We start from the raw sequence: 18,492 nt of genomic DNA, 5'->3' as shown, positions 1-18,492 counted from the left end.
CGGCTGTGTGTTGAAACCGCAAATCCAGCGGGTAACGCTGCATGACAGTTGGGGCCAGCCGCCTTCAGGCGGCTGTGTGTTGAAACAGCGGTCGTCTTCGCGGCGGTTGCGTCGGTCTTCCCAGCCGCCTTCAGGCGGCTGTGTGTTGAAACACATTAACCCTGATTTTTGACTGAAAGGAAATCAACCAGCCGCCTTCAGGCGGCTGTGTGTTGAAACAGCCAAGATTTCAGGCTTGGTACTCTCATAATAACCCAGCCGCCTTCAGGCGGCTGTGTGTTGAAACAAAATCCACCGCATCAGAGGTAAACCTCACGCGGCCAGCCGCCTTCAGGCGGCTGTGTGTTGAAACCAATTCCACTTTTTTAGCTTCATCGCCGTATTCCCAACCGCCTTCAGGCGGCTGTGTGTTGAAACTTCGACAATCTGTTCTCTTAAATCCATTTCAGACCCAGCCGCCTTCAGGCGGCTGTGTGTTGAAACAAGCCCGAAACGTCCATCACGGCGGCAAACACTTCCCAGCCGCCTTCAGGCGGCTGTGTGTTGAAACAACCCGTACAAAACGCAGACGACAGAAGCCGCAACCAGCCGCCTTCAGGCGGCTGTGTGTTGAAACGTCTGAATAATACACCTGGTGCACCGTTGATTGGACCAGCCGCCTTCAGGCGGCTGTGTGTTGAAACGCCGATACCCGCACCTTATCCGCGCAAATCTGAACCAGCCGCCTTTAGGCGGCTGTGTGTTGAAACATTCTGATAACCCAACATCCCCGCCTGATAGACGCCAGCCGCCTTTAGGCGGCTGTGTGTTGAAACAATTCTTTAGCCATTTGTTTCACCTAAATCTTTCCAGCCGCCTTTAGGCGGCTGTGTGTTGAAACTACTACGAAGATAGTAACATCGAAATTTCCCGAAACCAGCCGCCTTTAGGCGGCTGTGTGTTGAAACTTACCCATATCATCAGAACCGCCCATCTTTGAATTACCAGCCGCCTTTAGGCGGCTGTGTGTTGAAACGGTCACACATACGCGCGGAATCGCGCCGATGGCGCCAGCCGCCTTTAGGCGGCTGTGTGTTGAAACCTATTTATCCGTTGGAAAACCGGCGGAAGCCTGTGCCAGCCGCCTTTAGGCGGCTGGGTTTTGAAACTGAATAAGTAAGGGTAATCTATGCGAAACGCCGTAGCCAGCCGCCTTCAAGCAGCTATATATCAGTACAACTCAGAGATTTCTTACAACAAAGGTCGTCTGAAAACCTTATCAATCGGTCTTCAGACGACCTTTTTCAGCCATCAACATAAGCCCGATACTTTGGAATAGGCTATGGGCATCAGACAGATAGGTCAGCCGATTCGGGCATCAGAATTTCACACCTTTATGTAAGGCTACGATGCCTGCGCTCATATTATGGTAATCAACGCTGTCGAAACCGGCATCCAGCATCATTTGTTTCAATGTTTCCTGATCGGGGTGCATGCGGATGGATTCTGCCAGATATTGATAGCTGTCTGCGTCTTTGGCAATGAGTTTGCCCATGACCGGCAGCAGTTTGAAGGAATACAAATCGTATGCGCCTTCCAGTGGTTTGTAGACTTTGGAAAATTCCAACACCAAGAGCGTTCCGCCCGGTTTGAGCACACGGTACATTTCTTTGAGTGCGGCATCTTTGTGGGTCATGTTGCGCAAACCGAAAGCAACGGAAACCAGATTGAAGTAGTTGTCGGGAAACGGCAGCTTTTCGGCATCGGCCAGCGACACGGGCAGAATCAAACCTTCATTCAGCAGTCTGTCGCGGCCGACGGTCAGCATGGATGAGTTGATGTCGGTCAGCCACACTTCGCCTTCTTTGCCCACACGCTTGGCCCAGCCGCGCGACAGGTCGCCGGTACCGCCGGCGATATCCAGCACTTTATCGCCCTTTTTCAGACGGGCGGTATTGATGGTGAAATGTTTCCAAACGCGGTGCAGGCCAGCAGACATGACATCGTTCATGATGTCGTAGTTTTTGGCTACGGAATGGAACACTTCGGCCACTTTACCTGCCTTTTCTTCTTCGTTTACGGTAGTGAAACCGAAATGGGTTTTGTGGTCGCTCATAGAGGTGCTTTCCTAAAATAATCTGAAATCAATATGGTTCAAACGGTATTTCGATTTTCAGACGACCTTGCTCTAGGGGTCGTCTGAAAGTTTAATCATTGAGAGGCAAACCTGTCTTTCAATTTGTCCATGGCTACGCCGAATGCTGAAATTTCATCTCAGAAGGTGATGGCATTTTTATCGTCATTCACGATATGCTTTTTGCGGACCTGCTTGGTATAGTCTATCAAATGGATGGCTAAATAATCTTTTTTATTCAGATAGCAGCGCAACTTGCCCCCGTGTAGTGGCATTGTACCCTCAAGACCGTATCTTTCCAGCCGATTTTGTTTGACATCCGACAGGCTGATATATTTTTTCAAGCGAGGAACAGAGCCTGCTTTGCCGACATCCTGCTGTCCGTCACAATGCCGCTTCAAAAAGAACAAACACGCTCAGTAATCAATGATGCCCGCCACAACCGCCGCTGCCGCAGGAATGCTTTTTACCGGCAACAAGGTCAGCGGCACTCGGTATTCTGGAAGCTCCGGCTTCTTTTAACCTGCGAAGATAATCCTGCCAAAGCGCATCATAATCGTAAGCCAATTTATAAAGATAAGCCCAGTCATACAAACCGCTATTATGACCGTCTGAAAAAGTAATTTTGAGCGCATACTGACCGACAGGGTCTAAATCAGAAATCGTAACTTCTGCTTTACCTGTCTGCAAGACATCTTGTCCCGCACCATGTCCGCGCACTTCGGCACTGGGAGAATAAACGCGGAGAAATTCGGCAGGAAGGGTTTTACGTTCACCGCGATAAACCAAAACCAAAGCCGATCGGTCATGTTGCAAACGGATTTCTTCAGGAATGTTGTTATCAACTTGGTTCATGTCATACCCCCATTTTCTTTCGCAGCACCGCTACCCAGATTGAAAAAACGCCGCCTAAAAACGCAAACAGCAAGATTAAAATGAGCGCAAAACGGGTCAACTCAATCCGCATCGACATATCCAAGCCCAAATCAAACACTGCCAAAACCACATATATCAGGAAAGAAAGCATCATCAGTCCGATACAGATAAAGGCATAACGCGTATGGGCGGCAATTTTCGGATGGCGGATCATTGTTTGAGAAACAAGAAATAAAATTTCCGCTATTCTAACAGTTTTACGGTTCACCCAAACAATAAAGTATCTTGCCCCACCCTGCTTTGTCTTGTTGCATATAAAGAAGGTCGTCTGAAAACCTGTTTAGGTTTCAGACGACCTTGATTGCCTATTGCCAGATATAAAGTAAGACCGCCTTATCGTTTTCTTCTTTCGGCGTTAACCGGACATCATCGCCTTTGTCTCCGGTAACCCGTACCACCATACCGCCGATCTGACGCTCCATGACTTCGAGTTTCGCTTTGCCGCGTTGGCGGTAAACATACTCTTCGCATTCCCGCTGACACCAAAAATCCTTCCAATGAATGAAATATTTCTTACCCGATTCAACCGCCAATTTTTCGCCACCTTTAACGATAAAGTAAGGATAATCAGGCTTTTTCGTTCGGAACGTCCATTCGGCTTTTTCAGATTTGCCATTGCGCTCATACTCGAATACGGCACGATACGCGGTATCGTATTCCAAAGGCAATAAAGGAAATAAGGCAAATTGACGATCAGAAAACGTTTGATTCGGATCATTGCTTGCCGTCAACACCTTGACCTTCTCTATCTCGGATTTGCCCTGATAAAGCTTGAACGACCGCATTTTGATTTTTCCGGCAGATTCCGAAAAAGCGATACTGACCGGATTGCCGGTAAATTCGTGTCTCGGCATGGGATCGGGGTGTTCGCCGTGAAAATCCGGCATGGCAAAATCACCTTGCGGATAAACGACATATAAGAACTCGCGTTGCGCCTTGACTTCGTCCGCATAAACAATGGCATTGTTGTTGCAGGCATTTTGATAGTAACGCCGTCCCGGTTCAGGATAAACCCTGCCTAAACCGCAATAAAAATTAAACTGATGATTTCCCTGATTGATGGCGACCGATATGCGCCCATCACGATGCTCAAATGCCGCACCGGCTTCATCAATGCCTTGTTCCAACAGAGAGAAGCGGTGATAAATAGCGGTCATCAAACCGTCAATCTGCTGCTGAACCGGCAAATTGGTATCCATATCTTCAGGATACGGATAAAAACCGGTGGTGATATTTTCATGTACGCCATCATAAAGATAACCTACCTTGCGGGCGCGTTCATTCGGGCGGTAACCGGTAAAAAACGGATTGCTGCGATGACGTTCGTCATGACCGTCTTCAGGGTTCTGCAACAAATAACGCGCATGATTGCGGGCGGACTTTTCTAAAACCGACGAATGCGCCAAAGTCGGCAGCCCCGCGCCTGCACGCAAAAAATTCAGGTAAGCCAATCCGCCGAATGAAGACACGGAAGACCTGTCATGCGGCGACTCAGCATGAATCAGCTCGGTATGAGAAATTCTATGGTTTTGCTGATAATAAAAAAAACTGAAAGCCGCAGCCAACAGCGCAAGCCAGAAAATGAGATTTTTCATATTGTTATAAATAGATAGTGGATTAAATTTAAATCAGGACAAGGCGACGAAGCCGCAAACAGTACAGATAGTACGGAACCGATTCACTTGGTGCTTCAGCACCTTAGAGAATCGTTCTCTTTGAGCTAAGGCGAGGCAACGCCGTACTGGTTTAAAGTTAATCCACTATAAGTAAGAAGACGGCTAAAGATATGCCCATTTCATTGCCAATCCCGAATCATACAGGATAAAGGTCGTCTGAAAAACCAAAACCCCGACTACAAACCATGTAATCGGGGTCGGTACTAAAAAAAGACTTAGTATTGGTATTGATTCTGCTCAGGATATTGGTTCTGCGCCGGGTAGGGATATTGATTCTGTCCGGACATTTGAGGCTGTACTTGTTGGCGATTGTCGATTCTGCTGCCGGTACGTTCCAATGCCTGACCTGCCTTACCGATACCGTGCCCAATACCGCTGACAGAACGCCCGATAATGCGTGAACCGTCTTCCCGAACGCCGTTCCAAGTATTGTGACAGCCTGCCAAAGTCAATAAAACCAGTGCAACAGATAATGCTTTCATGATGTGCTCCTATCGTTAGTATAGCCAATCCGCAGCTTTAAAAACTGCGGGTATGTTCCCATTGACAGTAATCAATCTCAGAGAGTTTATCGATTTTCCTGATTTTACGAGCGCATAACAAAAACACTTGGTAAGAGTCATAAATATTTTCAGACGACCTTTTGTACATCTGTCCTTAAGATGTCTGAATATGCTCTTGAAGAATCAAACCTCCAAGTTTTTACGCCACAACACCAACAGTTTGCCGATATGCTGAACCAGTTGCGCATCGACGGCTTCGCACAGCGCATTGCAAATTTCAACGCGCTCGGCTCGGTCGTCGCCAAATACACGGACTTTGATTAACTCATGCGCCGTCAGGGCGGCATCGGTTTCTTTGATAACGGACTCGGTCAAACCTTGCTGTCCCACCATTACAACAGGATGAAGGTGATGGGCGCGGGCTTTCAATTCCAAAATTTCTTTGGTACTTAATTTATTGTCAGTCATGTTCTAGTGCTTGAAAAGAAAGAATAATGCGGCATTGTACGCGATTTGGCGCAATCTCGGGGGAAAATAACGTACAATACGGCGTTTCTCTAAATCATTAAATAAATTATGGCAGTACGTTCAAAATCATCAAAAGCCTGGCTTCACGAACACGTCAACGATCATTACGTCCACATGGCGCAAAAAGACGGCTATCGCGCCCGCGCTGCATATAAACTGCTGGAAATCAACGAAAAAGACAAATTAATCAAACCCGGCACGGTTTTGGCGGATTTAGGCAGCGCGCCCGGAAGCTGGTCACAAGTAGCAGCAAAACTGGTCGGCAATTCAGGGCGCGTGTTCGCATTGGATATCCTGCCTATGGATGAAATAGAAGGCGTTTCCTTTATTCAGGGCGACTTCAGGGAGGACGAAGTATTGGCGCAATTTGAAACCCTGCTGGACGCCCGCCCGCTAGACCTTGTAATTTGCGATATGGCACCCAATATGTCGGGTAACGCCGTAACCGACCAAGCCCGCAGCTTTTACTTGTGCGAACTGGCTTTGGACTTTGCCGTCAATCATTTGAAAACGGGCGGCAGCTTTTTGGTGAAGGTATTTCAGGGAGCGGGCTATCAGGAATATATGGCAGCCATGCGCGAAATCTTCGGAACGGTGCAGACGCGCAAGCCCGAAGCATCACGCAATCGTTCCAGTGAGATTTATTTATTAGGAAAAAATAAACGCTGACAATACAGGCAGCGTGTTTTAAAATCTTCCTTTCGTTTATCTTAATATCATGGAGTCTGGCTAAGTGGGGAATACCTTTAAGTCCATCCTGTTATGGGTCGCTTTGTGCGTCGGTTTGATGGCTGCGTTCAACGCACTGACCAGCAAGCAGGAAAACAAGCAGCAAATCGAATACTCTCAATTTATCCAACAGGTAAACAACGGTGAAGTGAGCAACGTCAAAATCGAAGGCTCCGCCATCATCGGCTATCTGATCAAAGGCGAACGTACCGATAAATCCACTTTCTTCACCAATGCGCCTTTAGACGATAATTTGGTCAAAACGCTTTTGGACAATAAAGTCCGCGTCAACGTTATCCCTGAAGAAAAACCGAGTATCTTTACCAGCCTGGTTTTCAGCCTGCTGCCGGTATTGCTGCTGATTGGCGCATGGTTCTACTTCATGCGCATGCAGAACGGCGGCGGTGGCAAGGGCGGCGCATTCTCTTTCGGTAAAAGCCGCGCCCGCCTGATGGACAAAGAAACCAATAAAGTTACCTTTGCCGATGTTGCCGGTTGTGATGAAGTAAAAGAAGAAGTACAAGAAATCGTTGATTATCTGAAATCCCCCAACCGCTATCAAAGCTTGGGCGGCCGCGTTCCGCACGGCATTTTGCTGGCAGGCAGCCCGGGTACCGGTAAAACTTTGCTGGCAAAAGCCATCGCAGGCGAAGCCGGTGTGCCGTTCTTCAGCATTTCAGGCTCCGACTTTGTTGAAATGTTCGTCGGCGTCGGTGCAAGCCGCGTGCGCGATATGTTTGAACAAGCGAAGAAAAACGCCCCTTGTATCATTTTCATTGACGAAATCGACGCTGTCGGCCGTCAACGCGGTGCCGGCTTGGGCGGCAGCAACGACGAACGCGAACAAACCTTGAACCAGCTTTTGGTCGAGATGGACGGTTTTGAAAGCAATCATACCGTTATCGTCATCGCCGCAACCAACCGTCCCGACGTACTGGATCCGGCATTGCAACGCCCCGGCCGCTTCGACCGTCAGGTTGTTGTTCCGCTGCCCGATATCCGCGGTCGCGAGCAAATCCTGAAAGTCCATGCGAAAAAAGTACCTTTGGACGAATCCGTGGATTTGACATCATTGGCACGCGGCACACCCGGCTTCTCCGGTGCGGATTTGGCCAACTTGGTCAATGAAGCCGCCCTGTTTGCAGGCCGCCGCAACAAAATCAAAGTTGACCAAAGCGATTTTGAAGATGCCAAAGACAAAATCTATATGGGTCCCGAACGCCGCAGCATGGTAATGCACGAAGACGAAAAACGTGCGACCGCCTACCATGAAGCAGGTCATGCGATTGTTGCCGAAAGCCTGCCGTTTACCGATCCGGTTCACAAAGTGACCATCATGCCGCGCGGACGTGCGCTCGGTTTGACTTGGCAGCTTCCCGAACGCGACCGTATCAGCATGTATAAAGACCAAATGCTGAGCCAATTGTCGATTCTGTTTGGCGGACGCATTGCCGAAGACATCTTCATCGGCCGTATTTCTACCGGCGCATCCAACGATTTCGAACGTGCCACCCAAATGGCGCGCGAGATGGTCACCCGTTACGGCATGAGCGATAAAATGGGCGTAATGGTTTATACGGAAAATGAAGACGAAGTATTCTTGGGACGCAGCATTACCCGTTCCCAAAACATTTCCGAAAAAACCCAACAAGAAATCGACGCAGAAATTCGCCGCATCTTGGATGAGCAGTATCAAGTAGCTTACAAAATCCTTGATGAAAACCGCGATAAGATGGAAATTATGTGCAAAGCCTTGATGGATTGGGAAACCATAGACCGCGATCAAGTGCTGGAAATTATGGCAGGCAAGCAACCCAGCCCGCCTAAAGACTACAGTCACAATCTGCGTCAAGACAATCCGGAACAATCTGAAACCAAAGCGGCAACACAATCTCCAGAAGCAGTCAGTCAGCATGAACCTGCTTCCACAGAAACCGCTCAAGAGCCAACTGATAAAGCCCAAGAGTTATCTGACAAACCGGAAGACCAAGCTTAATCGCACTAAAGAAAACGGCAGCCTAAAAGCTGCCGTTTTCTTGTTTGCCTCACCCTATTTTAGGGCTGATATCAACAATTATAGTGGATTAACTTTAAACCAGTACGGCGTTGCCTCGCCTTAGCTCAAAGAGAACGATTCTCTAAGGTGCTGAAGCACCAAGTGAATCGGTTCTGTACTATCTGTACTGTCTGCGGCTTCATCGCCTTGTCCTGATTTAAATTTAATCCACTATAAATCCAACGGAACGCAACCGAAAATCGCAAGCCTGCCATACAACCAAGCCAAAGCCCGTTTTCACCCCCCCAAGCTCCCCACCGTTTTCAGACGACCTCTGCTATGATTACGCCTTCTGTCTGTACTTCCCTCCTTTTATCATGCCCGCCAACGCCTCCATTCCAGCCTTCGATCCCCTAAACATCCCCATAGCAGGTACCAATCTGATTGAAGCTTCTGCCGGTACGGGCAAAACCTACGGCATTGCGGCTTTGTTCACGCGCTTGGTCGTGCTTGAGCAGATGCCTGTCGAAAGCATTTTGACCGTTACTTTTACCAAGGCTGCTACGGCGGAATTGAAAACCCGTTTACGCGCACGTTTGGACGAAGTATTGCAGGCTTTGGAGAGCGTGGAGGATACGGGCAATCTTTCAGACGACCTTGAAGCATACTGCCGAGACAATCATCCGGGCGATGTGTTTCTGACCGGTTTGCTCAAACAGGCATTGGCTCAAGAAAGTCGGTCGCGGCTGATTGTCCGCCTCAAGGCTGCCATCGGGCAATTCGACAACGCCGCGATTTATACCATTCACGGCTTCTGCCAACGCATTTTGCGCGATTATGCGTTTTTGTGTCGTGCGCCTATGGATGTCGAGCTGACCGAAGACAACCGCGACCGCCTGCTGATTCCCGCTCAAGATTTTTGGCGCGACCGCATCGTCAATCATCCCGTTTTGGCGAAGCTGGTATTTCAACGCCACCAAACGCCGCAAACCATGCTGGCGGCAATACAAAAGTTCGTCAGCCGTCCGTATTTGGTTTTCAGACGACCCGAAGCAGACCTAGTCGCCGCGCAGGAAAACTTTCGGAAAACATGGGAAAAAGTGCGTTCCAAACTGGATGCTTTGGAAGAAACATTCTGGCGCATCCGTCCGATATTAAATGGCAACTCATACCAAGAAAAAACATTCAAAACCGTCTTTCTCGAACTCCAATCCGCCTCCCAATCCGATGCCCTTCCTTCTTTTAGCAAAACGACGGCAGAAAAGCTGCCCATGTTTGCCGCAGAAGCCTTAGAGTCCAAAGTCAAAAAAGGCAATACTCCTGATGCTGCCGCCTTTGCCGATTTGCAGATATTGGCGAATCTCGGCGCAGATTCGGCTGCCATTACGCAAGCTGAAGAAGATACGCTTACCCTGCTCCACCTCGACCTGCTCGACCATCTTAATGCCAGTCTGAGCAAACAGAAAAAATCCAAGCGCGAACGCGGTTTCGACGATTTGCTGCTTGATGTTTATGACGCATTGACCAACAACCCGCAGGCCGATTCACTGGCTCAGGCGGTAGCGCAAAACTGGCGCATCGCTTTGATTGACGAATTTCAAGACACCGATCCGCTGCAATACGAGATTTTCCGAAAAATCTTCATCAGCCAAAACAAGCCCTTATTCCTAGTCGGCGACCCCAAGCAAGCCATTTACAGCTTTCGCGGCGCCGACATTTACGCCTATCTGCAAGCCGCAGCCGACGCGCAACACAGCTACACGCTGGCGACCAATTACCGCAGCCATGCCAAGCTGATTAACGGCATAGGCGCATTGTTCCGCTGCAAAAACCGCCCTTTCGTCTTGGACGGCATAGACTATACCGAAGTCGGCGCCGCACGTTCCGAAAGCCGGCTTTCGCCGCCCCAAACTGCCATACAGATACGCTGGCTCAACGGCAAAGACGACGAAGTACTCAACAAAGACATCTTGCGCCGCCGTGCCTCCGAATATTGCGCCGACGAAATCGCCCACACGCTCAACGAAGCTGCCGAGGGTCGTCTGAAATTCAAAGACAGGCCGGTCGTTTCGGGCGACATTGCCGTCTTGGTCAGGACGTTTAACGAAGGCGTGATGGTGGCAAAAGCGCTGAAAACGCGCGGCATACAAAGCGTTTTGCTGTCGCGAGAATCGGTTTTCACCACGCCCGAAGCCCTCGCCCTTGCCGCGCTGTTGGATTATTGGCTCAATCCCGGACAAATCGGCTCTCTGCGCTTTGTCTTATCCGGCACATTGTTCGGCTACGACGCGCAAGCCCTGTATCAACTCAACCGCAACGAAGCCGAATTATTAAACTGGATAAACACCTCCGCCGAATCCGTTGCCATTTGGCGGAAAAGCGGGATTTATGCCGCGCTGCAACACTTCTCCTCGTTGCACGGCATCGAAACCGGATTGCTTGCACGCGGCGACGAGCGCGGCCTCACCAATTTCCATCAGCTTTTAGAGTGCCTCTCCGAAGAAGAAGGACAAAGCCTCAGCCCCGCCGCCCTGCATCAATGGCTCAACGACCAAATCAGCCTCGCGCAAGACCGCTCTGTCGGCGAATCAGGACTGTTACGGCTTGAAAGCGACGAAGCACTGGTCAAAATCGTCACCATGCATGCCTCCAAAGGTTTGCAATATCCTTTGGTCTATTGCCCTTTCGTTTGGGACGCGAAAGACATGAAGCCCGCCGATTGGCAAATCCTCCACACCGCCGACCACACCACCGAACTGCTTGCCAAATCGCAACTCAACGAAGAAGACCGCATCCACCTTGCCGACGAAGAAATGGCAGAACGCCTGCGCCTGCTGTACGTCGCGCTGACCCGTGCCGAAGAGCAGCTCGTCCTTTATGCCGCCCATTGCGGCGATACCGCCGATTCCCCTTTTGCCTACCTGCTTGAAGGCAGCGCCGACAGCAATCGGGCGGATACCCGCCGGGCCTATGACCAAGAACGCAAAGCAAACAAAGCCCTAGGCGAGCTGCAAATGCTGAAAAACAACTGGCTGCGTTTCCTCAACAATCCCCCCGAACATACCGACTTCAGCTTTTCCGAAGACGCGCCGCAACCTGCTGCCGCGCAAAACCGCCATCTTTCAGACGACCTCTATCAAGCCGCCGTTATCCCTGCCCGCGGATTTCAGTTCATCAGGCATACCAGCTTTACCGGCCTCAGCCGCCAAGTCAAAACCCGAGACGACGAGCGCGAAGAATTACAACCCGCACTCGATCCCGCAGAAACCGCCGCCGACACAGAAAGGTCGTCTGAAACCGCCCTCCTCGTTTCAGACGACCTCCCAAACACCGACATCCACCATTTCCCGCGCGGCGCCAACGCCGGCGTCTGTCTGCATGAAATGTTGGAAAAATTCAACTTTGCCCAAAGCGCCGAAAGCCAAAGCAGCCTGATTAGCGAAACCTTGACCCGCTACGGTTTCGACCTACTCTGGACAGATGCCGTCAAGCAAATGCTCGACACCTGCCGCAAAACGCGCCTTGTTGCACAAAGCCTGTCTGAAATCCCACCCGAACGCCACCTTCCGGAAATGGGGTTCACCCTCTACACCGAAGACTTCAAACTCCATGACCTGCGCCGCTGGTTTGCCCGTGAAAACAGTTCACTGCCGCCGGAATGTATCGAAGCCGCGGAAAGATTGGATTTCCAAGACGTACAAGGTTTTCTCAACGGCTTCATCGACATGGTCTGCCAAGATTCAGACGACCTCGTATGCATCATCGACTACAAATCCAACCATCTGGGCGACAGCGCCGAAGCCTATACGCAACAAGCCATGAACGAAGCCGTAGCAGAGCACCACTACTACCTGCAAGCACTCATCTACGCCATCGCCGTGGCCCGCTATTTCAAACTGCGTGGCAAGCCGTTACCCAAAATCGCCATCCGATACCTCTTCCTGCGCGGATTGGACGGCACGGACAACGGCATCTGGCAATGGGACTTGGATACCGAATCCTTAGCACAATGGCTGTAAATGGAATGAAAAAGGTCGTCTGAAAATATATAGTGGATTAACTTTAAATCAGGACAAGGCGACGAAGCCGCAGACAGTACAGATAGTACGGAACCGATTCACTTGGTGCTTCAGCACCTTAGAGAATCGTTCTCTTTGAGCTAAGGCGAGGCAACGCCGTAATGGTTTAAAGTTAATCCACTATACGCGCAAGCGTTTTCAGACGACCTTTGCTTTGTATTCATGCAATAAACCAGCACCTGTTTATTGTCTGTACTTCCCTTGCCTTATCCCGTCCTACGTCTCACCCGCAAACAAAAAGGTCGTCTGAAATCCCGATATCGGTTTCAGACGACCTGAGAAACTCGAATTATTTGCCTGCTGCTTTTTGCAGAAGAGCGTACAACTCGTCTTTCAGTTTCAATTTAGCTTTTTTCAACTCTTCGATTTCTTCAGAGCCGCTGGTAACAGGGTTGTTTACCAAACCGGTAATTTTGTCATCCAGCTCGTTATGCTCATCAAACAATCGTGCAAAATGCGCATCTTCTTGTTTTAATTTTGAAATTAAATCGCGATATTCTGGAAACATTTTGTTTTCCTCTTTCGTTGATATGGATAAAACGGCGCAATGCCAAGAAACTGATGGAAATCTCTATAGTTTCATTATAACAAAGCTATCACTTTTATTCAGCCTTTTTTATCAGGTTGAGTCTGAGCGATATCAAACCCATTTGTTCGTAGAACAGCTTTTAAATATCCGTGTTTTGACACAATATAAAGAGAGTAACAAGACATTATTTTCTCAATATTTATCAATACACTGCATAAAATCTGATTAAGCCGCAATCCAAATATAGTGGATTAACTTTAAACCAGGACGGCATTGCCTCGCCTTAGCTCAAAGAGAACGATTCTCTAAGGTGCTGAAGCACCAAGTGAATCGGTTCCGTACTATCTGTACTGTCTGCGGCTTCGTCGCCTTGTCCTGATTTAAAGTTAATCCACTATATAATGGGTTTCAATAATGCGTTAACTATAAAAAGTCGTCTGAACTAAGAAAAGCTTTTTTCAGACGACCTTTCTAATAACTCTCGGGATGCGTTATCAATAAAGTGAAAGATTAATGAAGGTCGTCTGAACAACATAATGATTTCAGACGACCTATTCTCTTCCCATTATTCAAATAAAACGTCTATTCCGTCTTCACCCAACTCCAATTTTGCATGTTCAGGCATATGCCCTGCGGTTTGCTGCCATTGCAAAAAGCTTTGCGCGATGGCAGGCATGACTTGGCGGTTGAGCAAATGGTCGATATTGCGTGCGCCGCTGTCGCCGGTAGTGCAAGAATCAGCCAGAAGCGCTGCAAAATCTTCGCTGTAATTGAGGCGTGTTTGATGGGCTTCGTACAGTCGGTCAGCAATTTTGTCCAGCTTCAGTCTGACGATTTGAGCCAATGCCTCTTTTTCCAACGGACGATAAGGAACAACCTGCATACGCGCCAACAGAGCAGCTTGGAAATGGTCTGTCAGTATCGGACGAATCGCTTCTGCCAACTCTTCCAGACTAAATTCAGGCGTTTCATCGGTTTCAACAGGGTCGTCTGAAACGCAGGCGTTTTCAGACGAGCCATCCGGCATTTGTGCAGAAAGTTCGACTTCAGTGTCCACAATCTGTTCTTGCGCGTTTTGCTCTTTACCCTCTTCTGCAACAGCTTCTTCTGTTTCTTCAGGCTCTTGCGGTTGCAGCAATTGGGTCAATTCGTTCGCACCCAAGTTTGACGTCATCAAGATAACGGTATTTTTGAAATCGATTTCCCGACCTTCGCCGTCACGCATCATGCCTTTGTCAAAGACTTGGTAGAAGAGATTGAGAATGTCTTTATGGGCTTTCTCAACTTCATCCAATAATACGACGCTGTAAGGTTTTTGACGTACTGCTTCGGTCAAAACGCCGCCTTCGCCATAACCGACATAACCCGGAGGCGAACCTTTGAGTTGGGAAACGGTATGTGCTTCGCGGTATTCGGACAGGTTGATGGTAATCAGCGATTTTTCGCCGCCAAACAGCGCATCTGCCAAAGCCAGCGCCGTTTCTGTTTTGCCTACGCCGGACGGACCGCTCAACAGGAATACGCCCAATGGGGAATCGTTGGTTTTCAAACCGGCTTTAGCGGCTCTCAAACTTTGCGCGATAGCATGAATGGCTTCACTTTGCCCAACCACGCGTTTCTCAAGCAGGCTTTCCAGTTGCAGCAGGTTGGCCAGTTCGTCTTTGAGAACGCTGCCTGCGGGGACACCCGTCCAATCGGCAATAATATCGGCGATTACGGTCTCATCAACGCTGGTGAAAATCAACGGTTTGCCGGCGACAACGGCATCAAGCTGTTGCTGTTTCTCGGTCAGGTTGTGTTGCGCGGCTTGTCGCTCTTCAGAAGTCAATTCTGTATTCTTGGCCGCTTCCATCAAGGATTGGATTTCATCCGCCAATTGTTTTTCTTCCTGATATCGGCGGTTCATTTCTTCGCGCTCTTCATTCAACTGGGCAATCTCTTGCTCAACTTGTCGAATGTTATCTTGCTGCGATGCATTCAGACGACCCAATTGCTTGTCGGCATCCAATGCTTCCAGTTCGCGCTGCAGTGAAGAAATTTGGGCATCCATCAAACCGAAAATATGAGGCACGGTATCCAAACTCATGCGGACGCGTGCGGCTGCCGTATCCAACAAATCTACGGCTTTGTCCGGCAGTTGGCGACCAGTAATGTATTTTCGGGAAAGTTGTACAGCTGCGATGACGGCGGAGTCCTGAATATGAACTTTATGGTAAGCGGCATAACGTTGCTTCAAACCGCGGAGCATGGTGAACGCAGCCTCATCATCGGGTTCGTCAACTTTGACCATTTGGAAACGGCGTTCCAACGCGGCGTCTTTTTCAAAGTATTGTTTGTATTCGCTCCAGGTTGTCGCTGCGATGGTACGCAATTCACCCCGCGCCAAGGCCGGTTTTAAGAGGTTGGCTGCATCCGCGCCGCCTGCACTGTTTCCAGCACCGATTAACGTATGCGCTTCGTCGATGAATAATAAAACGGGTTCTTCAGAATTCTGAACAGCCTCGATAACATTGCGCAGGCGTTGTTCAAATTCACCCTTCACCCCCGCACCCGCTTGCAGAAGACCTAAGTCCAAAACCAATACTTGGGTGTTTTCCAATATCTTAGGCACCTCGCCTGAAGCGATTTTCAATGCCAGACCTTCTACCAATGCAGTTTTACCGACACCCGGTTCGCCAACCAAAATAGGGTTGTTCTTACGGCGACGCGATAGAATATCCATCATTTGACGGATTTCGGTTTCGCGTCCAAATACAGGGTCAATACCGCCCTGAGTGGCTTTTTCAGTCAAATTGACGGTAAAACGTGCAAGCGCATCGTTTTGTCCTGCTGTAGCGGTTTGTTGGGGTTTAGATTCTGCTGAAACTGTATGCTGACCTTCTTCTGAAGCCGGCTGCGCAAATGTATTATTCTCACCTTCGATAGAAACTTCGTCCAACCAGGTTTTCAGACGACCTATCTGTGTTTCAGTCAGGCTTAATAAGGGCCATGCTTCCTGCGTCATCAGACGGTAAGGAGATTTCAGCAATGCCTGATACAGGAAAGCTGAACGGATCTCAGATGCACCTTCGTCACTTGCCAACAACCATGCATCCGACAATAAACTAATCAATGATTTAGACAAAGAAGGATTACCACGAACATTGCGTGGAAGTTTGTCCATCGTACTCAACAAAGGATTCCAAATATTTTCTAAATCAATTTCGTAACGCCTCAATAAGGCATTAACGTCTCCATCCCCTAGTTCGAGCAATTTGATAAATAAATGGTCAACCGTAATTTCGGCATGACCTCGTGTTTGACATAAGCCGGCTGCAGCTTCCATCGCCTGCTGACAATGCGTGTTCAGACGACGTAATAATAATGCTTGATCATGTGCAGACATTTGATATCCCTGATGTAAAAATGTGTTATAAAAAAGTGCTACCTTTATCAGGCAGCACTTTATGTGGATTATTAAGCGCGGCTTTCGTTCCAGCTGTCGGAATGAATGATGTTTCCGTCTTTATAAGTCCAAGTGATTTTTTCGTAACGCAATTCAACGCGTTCCAAGTGATTGTAACGTTCGCGAGCAGGGTCTTTGATATTGTGCATTACAGGACCTACTGCTACAACTTTAACGTTGTCCAGTTTGGTATTGAAATACTCTTTCTCTTGACCAGAAGCGTCAATTTGGTACCACTTGATTTCTACTTCTTTCAAAGTTTGACCAGTTGTTACTGCTTTGTACAGGTATGGTGAAGAAGCATCGTATTCTTTGAACAATACGATAGGTTCGTGAACGCGAGTACCTGTCAGTTTGCCAGTATTGGCATCCGTAGGAATACGGACATTGTGCAGAAACTCAACGATTTCAACGCTGTCTTCGCGACCATTGACGTCAACAGAACCTTTAATAACGGAACCGCCGTCGTCTTTCAACCACATATAAGCAGGAATTGCCATATTTTTACTCCTTAGTTTTATTGAAAACGCCTTAAGTTGTGAGGCTTAAAGCAACTTGTGCTGCATTAAATTTACTGTTTTACAGCCGGAATCAGTATGATCTCAACCCTACGGTTTTTGGCCTTACCTTCTTCCGTCTGATTATCTGCAATAGGCTTGGTATCACCCAATCCTTTAACCTCAAACCGACTCTCCGGAACATTAGAAGAGATAACCAACCAATCTTTGACCGATTGAGCACGCTTTTCTGATAATTGCTGATTAGAAACAGGATTTCCAACATTATCAGTATGTCCTTCAACTAAAATTCGTGTATCAGGATGTGACTCAATTGCTTTTAATGCACCAATCAATGCTTTATTGGCATTATTTTTTAGTTCAAACTGACCTGTTTCAAACAAAGCCAAGCTGTCTAAAGTAATAACTACAGGTTTCACAGGTTCCGGTTTTATCGGTTTTGAAGGTGGAGGATCTTTCGGCATTAAGGCTTTTAACTTTGGAATATATAAATCCGCACGATATAACCCTAATCCTAAATGTGCTGGTACACCCTCATCACGGTATTTCTCAAGCAATTGCAAATCCTGCTTTAGCAATACCAAATGTTGTTGCCGCTCATTTGAATTTGCCTCAGACCGAACATTTTCTATATGCCGGCTGATTTGTTCTATTAAACGGCTATTGTTTTTCATAGAGAAAAACGAAGCAGATAAAAAACCTAATGCACAAACAGATAATACTTTAAAAAGTATATCAATAGCATGATTTTTATGATAAACGGTATATTTATCTGACAATTCGGTATGAATATATTGAAATTGATTACCTTGATAATTATTAAAAGAATGGATTAACCCTTGTGTATTCTTAGAAATATAAGTTGCCCATACTGATTTGGCTTGGCAGTCTCCATCGTCAACTACGCTTAAGCTGCGTACATCGACATATTCCCACCCCCCGTCTGTACGATTCAACAATTGCTCTTCGACGCAATTGAGTGCCTCGATCAGCCATATATATTGACAACCGTTTGATTGTTTATTTTGCTGTAAAAACTCAATAGACAGACTTTCTTTAAAATCAGTAAAAAACTGATTAATATTTAATACATTCCATCTGCCTTGAGTTTTTAAGGCAAAAAATAGCTCTCTTTTATCTGAAGACTCTTTGAAAAGAAAGGGAGCACGAATAACAAAACTTACAGGTATAGATATACCCATTTTTTTCTGCAAAAACAATATATTGCGCAACCACCCCCGCATAATCATAGATACATCGGCATTTATGGCGGGAGACAACACCAGCTCTATGCTGAGTGAGATTTGTTTACGGGCTATATTCTGAAGCAGATTCCAAACTACAGTGTATAAATGTTCCGGATTAAAAATATTTATATATACTGTGTCATCATACCTCTCGACTAAATTCGACATCTTCACTGCAGAATCAGGCATACGC

General features: G+C 47.9%; 15 protein-coding genes and 1 CRISPR repeat array (1 of these 16 only partly in view). Of the genes, 4 read left to right on the top strand and 11 right to left on the bottom strand.

Features of this window, described 5'->3' with window-relative positions:
* Positions 1-1,148: direct repeats of the CRISPR family, unit length 32 nt; unit sequence CCAGCCGCCTTCAGGCGGCTGTGTGTTGAAAC; it reaches 3,023 nt to the left of the window's first position.
* A 20-nt stretch (positions 1,149-1,168) separates the two neighbouring features.
* Positions 1,169-1,318, top strand: coding sequence for a hypothetical protein (locus HMPREF1051_RS13935; protein WP_003762792.1), 150 nt, complete (start codon positions 1,169-1,171; stop codon positions 1,316-1,318).
* A 39-nt stretch (positions 1,319-1,357) separates the two neighbouring features.
* Here the strand turns inward: HMPREF1051_RS13935 and ubiE are convergent, their stop codons facing one another.
* The 7 genes from ubiE to yhbY all read right to left on the bottom strand — a co-directional run bounded on the left by ubiE (position 1,358) and on the right by yhbY (position 5,696).
* The gene (ubiE, locus tag HMPREF1051_RS00425; protein ID WP_003760056.1) at positions 1,358-2,095 is read right to left on the bottom strand and encodes a bifunctional demethylmenaquinone methyltransferase/2-methoxy-6-polyprenyl-1,4-benzoquinol methylase UbiE; all 738 of its coding nucleotides are present in this window, start codon (positions 2,093-2,095) and stop codon (positions 1,358-1,360) included.
* Positions 2,096-2,253: 158 nt separating this feature from the next.
* Complete coding sequence (locus HMPREF1051_RS14720) at positions 2,254-2,523, bottom strand: hypothetical protein (protein WP_168166254.1); 270 nt, start codon at positions 2,521-2,523, stop codon at positions 2,254-2,256.
* Positions 2,524-2,536: 13 nt separating this feature from the next.
* Positions 2,537-2,968: a gamma-butyrobetaine hydroxylase-like domain-containing protein gene (locus HMPREF1051_RS00420; RefSeq protein WP_003762839.1), complete on the bottom strand. Its 432-nt coding sequence runs from the start codon at positions 2,966-2,968 to the stop codon at positions 2,537-2,539.
* 1 nt (position 2,969) lies between these two features.
* Complete coding sequence (locus tag HMPREF1051_RS00415) at positions 2,970-3,257, bottom strand: cytochrome b6 (protein WP_231286232.1); 288 nt, start codon at positions 3,255-3,257, stop codon at positions 2,970-2,972.
* Between the two features lie 97 nt (positions 3,258-3,354).
* Positions 3,355-4,644 (bottom strand): CAP domain-containing protein, encoded by a 1,290-nt coding sequence (locus HMPREF1051_RS00410; protein WP_003762832.1) that lies wholly within the window; start codon positions 4,642-4,644, stop codon positions 3,355-3,357.
* 296 nt (positions 4,645-4,940) lie between these two features.
* Positions 4,941-5,207: a hypothetical protein gene (locus HMPREF1051_RS00405; protein WP_003760069.1), complete on the bottom strand. Its 267-nt coding sequence runs from the start codon at positions 5,205-5,207 to the stop codon at positions 4,941-4,943.
* 204 nt (positions 5,208-5,411) lie between these two features.
* Positions 5,412-5,696: a ribosome assembly RNA-binding protein YhbY gene (yhbY, locus tag HMPREF1051_RS00400; protein WP_003760073.1), complete on the bottom strand. Its 285-nt coding sequence runs from the start codon at positions 5,694-5,696 to the stop codon at positions 5,412-5,414.
* Positions 5,697-5,804: 108 nt separating this feature from the next.
* Between yhbY and HMPREF1051_RS00395 the strand changes: the two genes are divergently transcribed.
* The 3 genes from HMPREF1051_RS00395 to recB all read left to right on the top strand — a co-directional run bounded on the left by HMPREF1051_RS00395 (position 5,805) and on the right by recB (position 12,500).
* Positions 5,805-6,425: an RlmE family RNA methyltransferase gene (locus tag HMPREF1051_RS00395; protein ID WP_003762741.1), complete on the top strand. Its 621-nt coding sequence runs from the start codon at positions 5,805-5,807 to the stop codon at positions 6,423-6,425.
* Positions 6,426-6,489: 64 nt separating this feature from the next.
* Positions 6,490-8,481: an ATP-dependent zinc metalloprotease FtsH gene (gene ftsH, locus HMPREF1051_RS00390; RefSeq protein ID WP_003762745.1), complete on the top strand. Its 1,992-nt coding sequence runs from the start codon at positions 6,490-6,492 to the stop codon at positions 8,479-8,481.
* A 377-nt stretch (positions 8,482-8,858) separates the two neighbouring features.
* Positions 8,859-12,500, top strand: a complete 3,642-nt coding sequence (gene recB / locus HMPREF1051_RS00385; RefSeq protein ID WP_003762846.1) for an exodeoxyribonuclease V subunit beta — start codon at positions 8,859-8,861, stop codon at positions 12,498-12,500.
* 349 nt (positions 12,501-12,849) lie between these two features.
* Here the strand turns inward: recB and HMPREF1051_RS00380 are convergent, their stop codons facing one another.
* From HMPREF1051_RS00380 to HMPREF1051_RS00365, 4 genes are all read right to left on the bottom strand, one after another.
* Entirely contained in the window at positions 12,850-13,068 is a 219-nt protein-coding gene (locus HMPREF1051_RS00380) for a YdcH family protein (RefSeq protein ID WP_003760086.1), read from the bottom strand.
* A gap of 586 nt (positions 13,069-13,654) precedes the next feature.
* The gene (gene tssH / locus HMPREF1051_RS00375) at positions 13,655-16,474 is read right to left on the bottom strand and encodes a type VI secretion system ATPase TssH (protein WP_003762842.1); all 2,820 of its coding nucleotides are present in this window, start codon (positions 16,472-16,474) and stop codon (positions 13,655-13,657) included.
* Positions 16,475-16,545: 71 nt separating this feature from the next.
* Positions 16,546-17,034, bottom strand: coding sequence for an Hcp family type VI secretion system effector (locus HMPREF1051_RS00370; RefSeq protein WP_003760091.1), 489 nt, complete (start codon positions 17,032-17,034; stop codon positions 16,546-16,548).
* Positions 17,035-17,105: 71 nt separating this feature from the next.
* Positions 17,106-18,492, bottom strand: a 1,387-nt coding sequence (locus tag HMPREF1051_RS00365) for an OmpA family protein (RefSeq protein ID WP_036490886.1), incomplete at its 5' end; no start/stop codon positions are given.

Origin of the sequence: Neisseria sicca VK64 (genome assembly GCF_000260655.1) — a bacterium.
In the GTDB taxonomy this organism is placed as follows: Bacteria; Pseudomonadota; Gammaproteobacteria; order Burkholderiales; family Neisseriaceae; genus Neisseria; species Neisseria sicca_B.
Note: the sequence above shows the minus strand (reverse complement) of the source record. Positions and strands in the feature narration are given on the sequence as shown.

Coding starts and splice junctions, on each gene's coding strand:
- HMPREF1051_RS13935 (WP_003762792.1), top strand. CDS start 1,169: ATGCGAAACGCCGTAGCCAGCCGCCTTCAAGCAGCTATATATCAGTAC.
- recB (WP_003762846.1), top strand. CDS start 8,859: ATGCCCGCCAACGCCTCCATTCCAGCCTTCGATCCCCTAAACATCCCC.
- yhbY (WP_003760073.1), bottom strand. CDS start 5,696: ATGACTGACAATAAATTAAGTACCAAAGAAATTTTGGAATTGAAAGCC.
- HMPREF1051_RS00380 (WP_003760086.1), bottom strand. CDS start 13,068: ATGTTTCCAGAATATCGCGATTTAATTTCAAAATTAAAACAAGAAGAT.
- HMPREF1051_RS00410 (WP_003762832.1), bottom strand. CDS start 4,644: ATGAAAAATCTCATTTTCTGGCTTGCGCTGTTGGCTGCGGCTTTCAGT.
- HMPREF1051_RS00405 (WP_003760069.1), bottom strand. CDS start 5,207: ATGAAAGCATTATCTGTTGCACTGGTTTTATTGACTTTGGCAGGCTGT.
- ubiE (WP_003760056.1), bottom strand. CDS start 2,095: ATGAGCGACCACAAAACCCATTTCGGTTTCACTACCGTAAACGAAGAA.
- HMPREF1051_RS00420 (WP_003762839.1), bottom strand. CDS start 2,968: ATGAACCAAGTTGATAACAACATTCCTGAAGAAATCCGTTTGCAACAT.
- HMPREF1051_RS00370 (WP_003760091.1), bottom strand. CDS start 17,034: ATGGCAATTCCTGCTTATATGTGGTTGAAAGACGACGGCGGTTCCGTT.
- HMPREF1051_RS00395 (WP_003762741.1), top strand. CDS start 5,805: ATGGCAGTACGTTCAAAATCATCAAAAGCCTGGCTTCACGAACACGTC.
- tssH (WP_003762842.1), bottom strand. CDS start 16,474: ATGTCTGCACATGATCAAGCATTATTATTACGTCGTCTGAACACGCAT.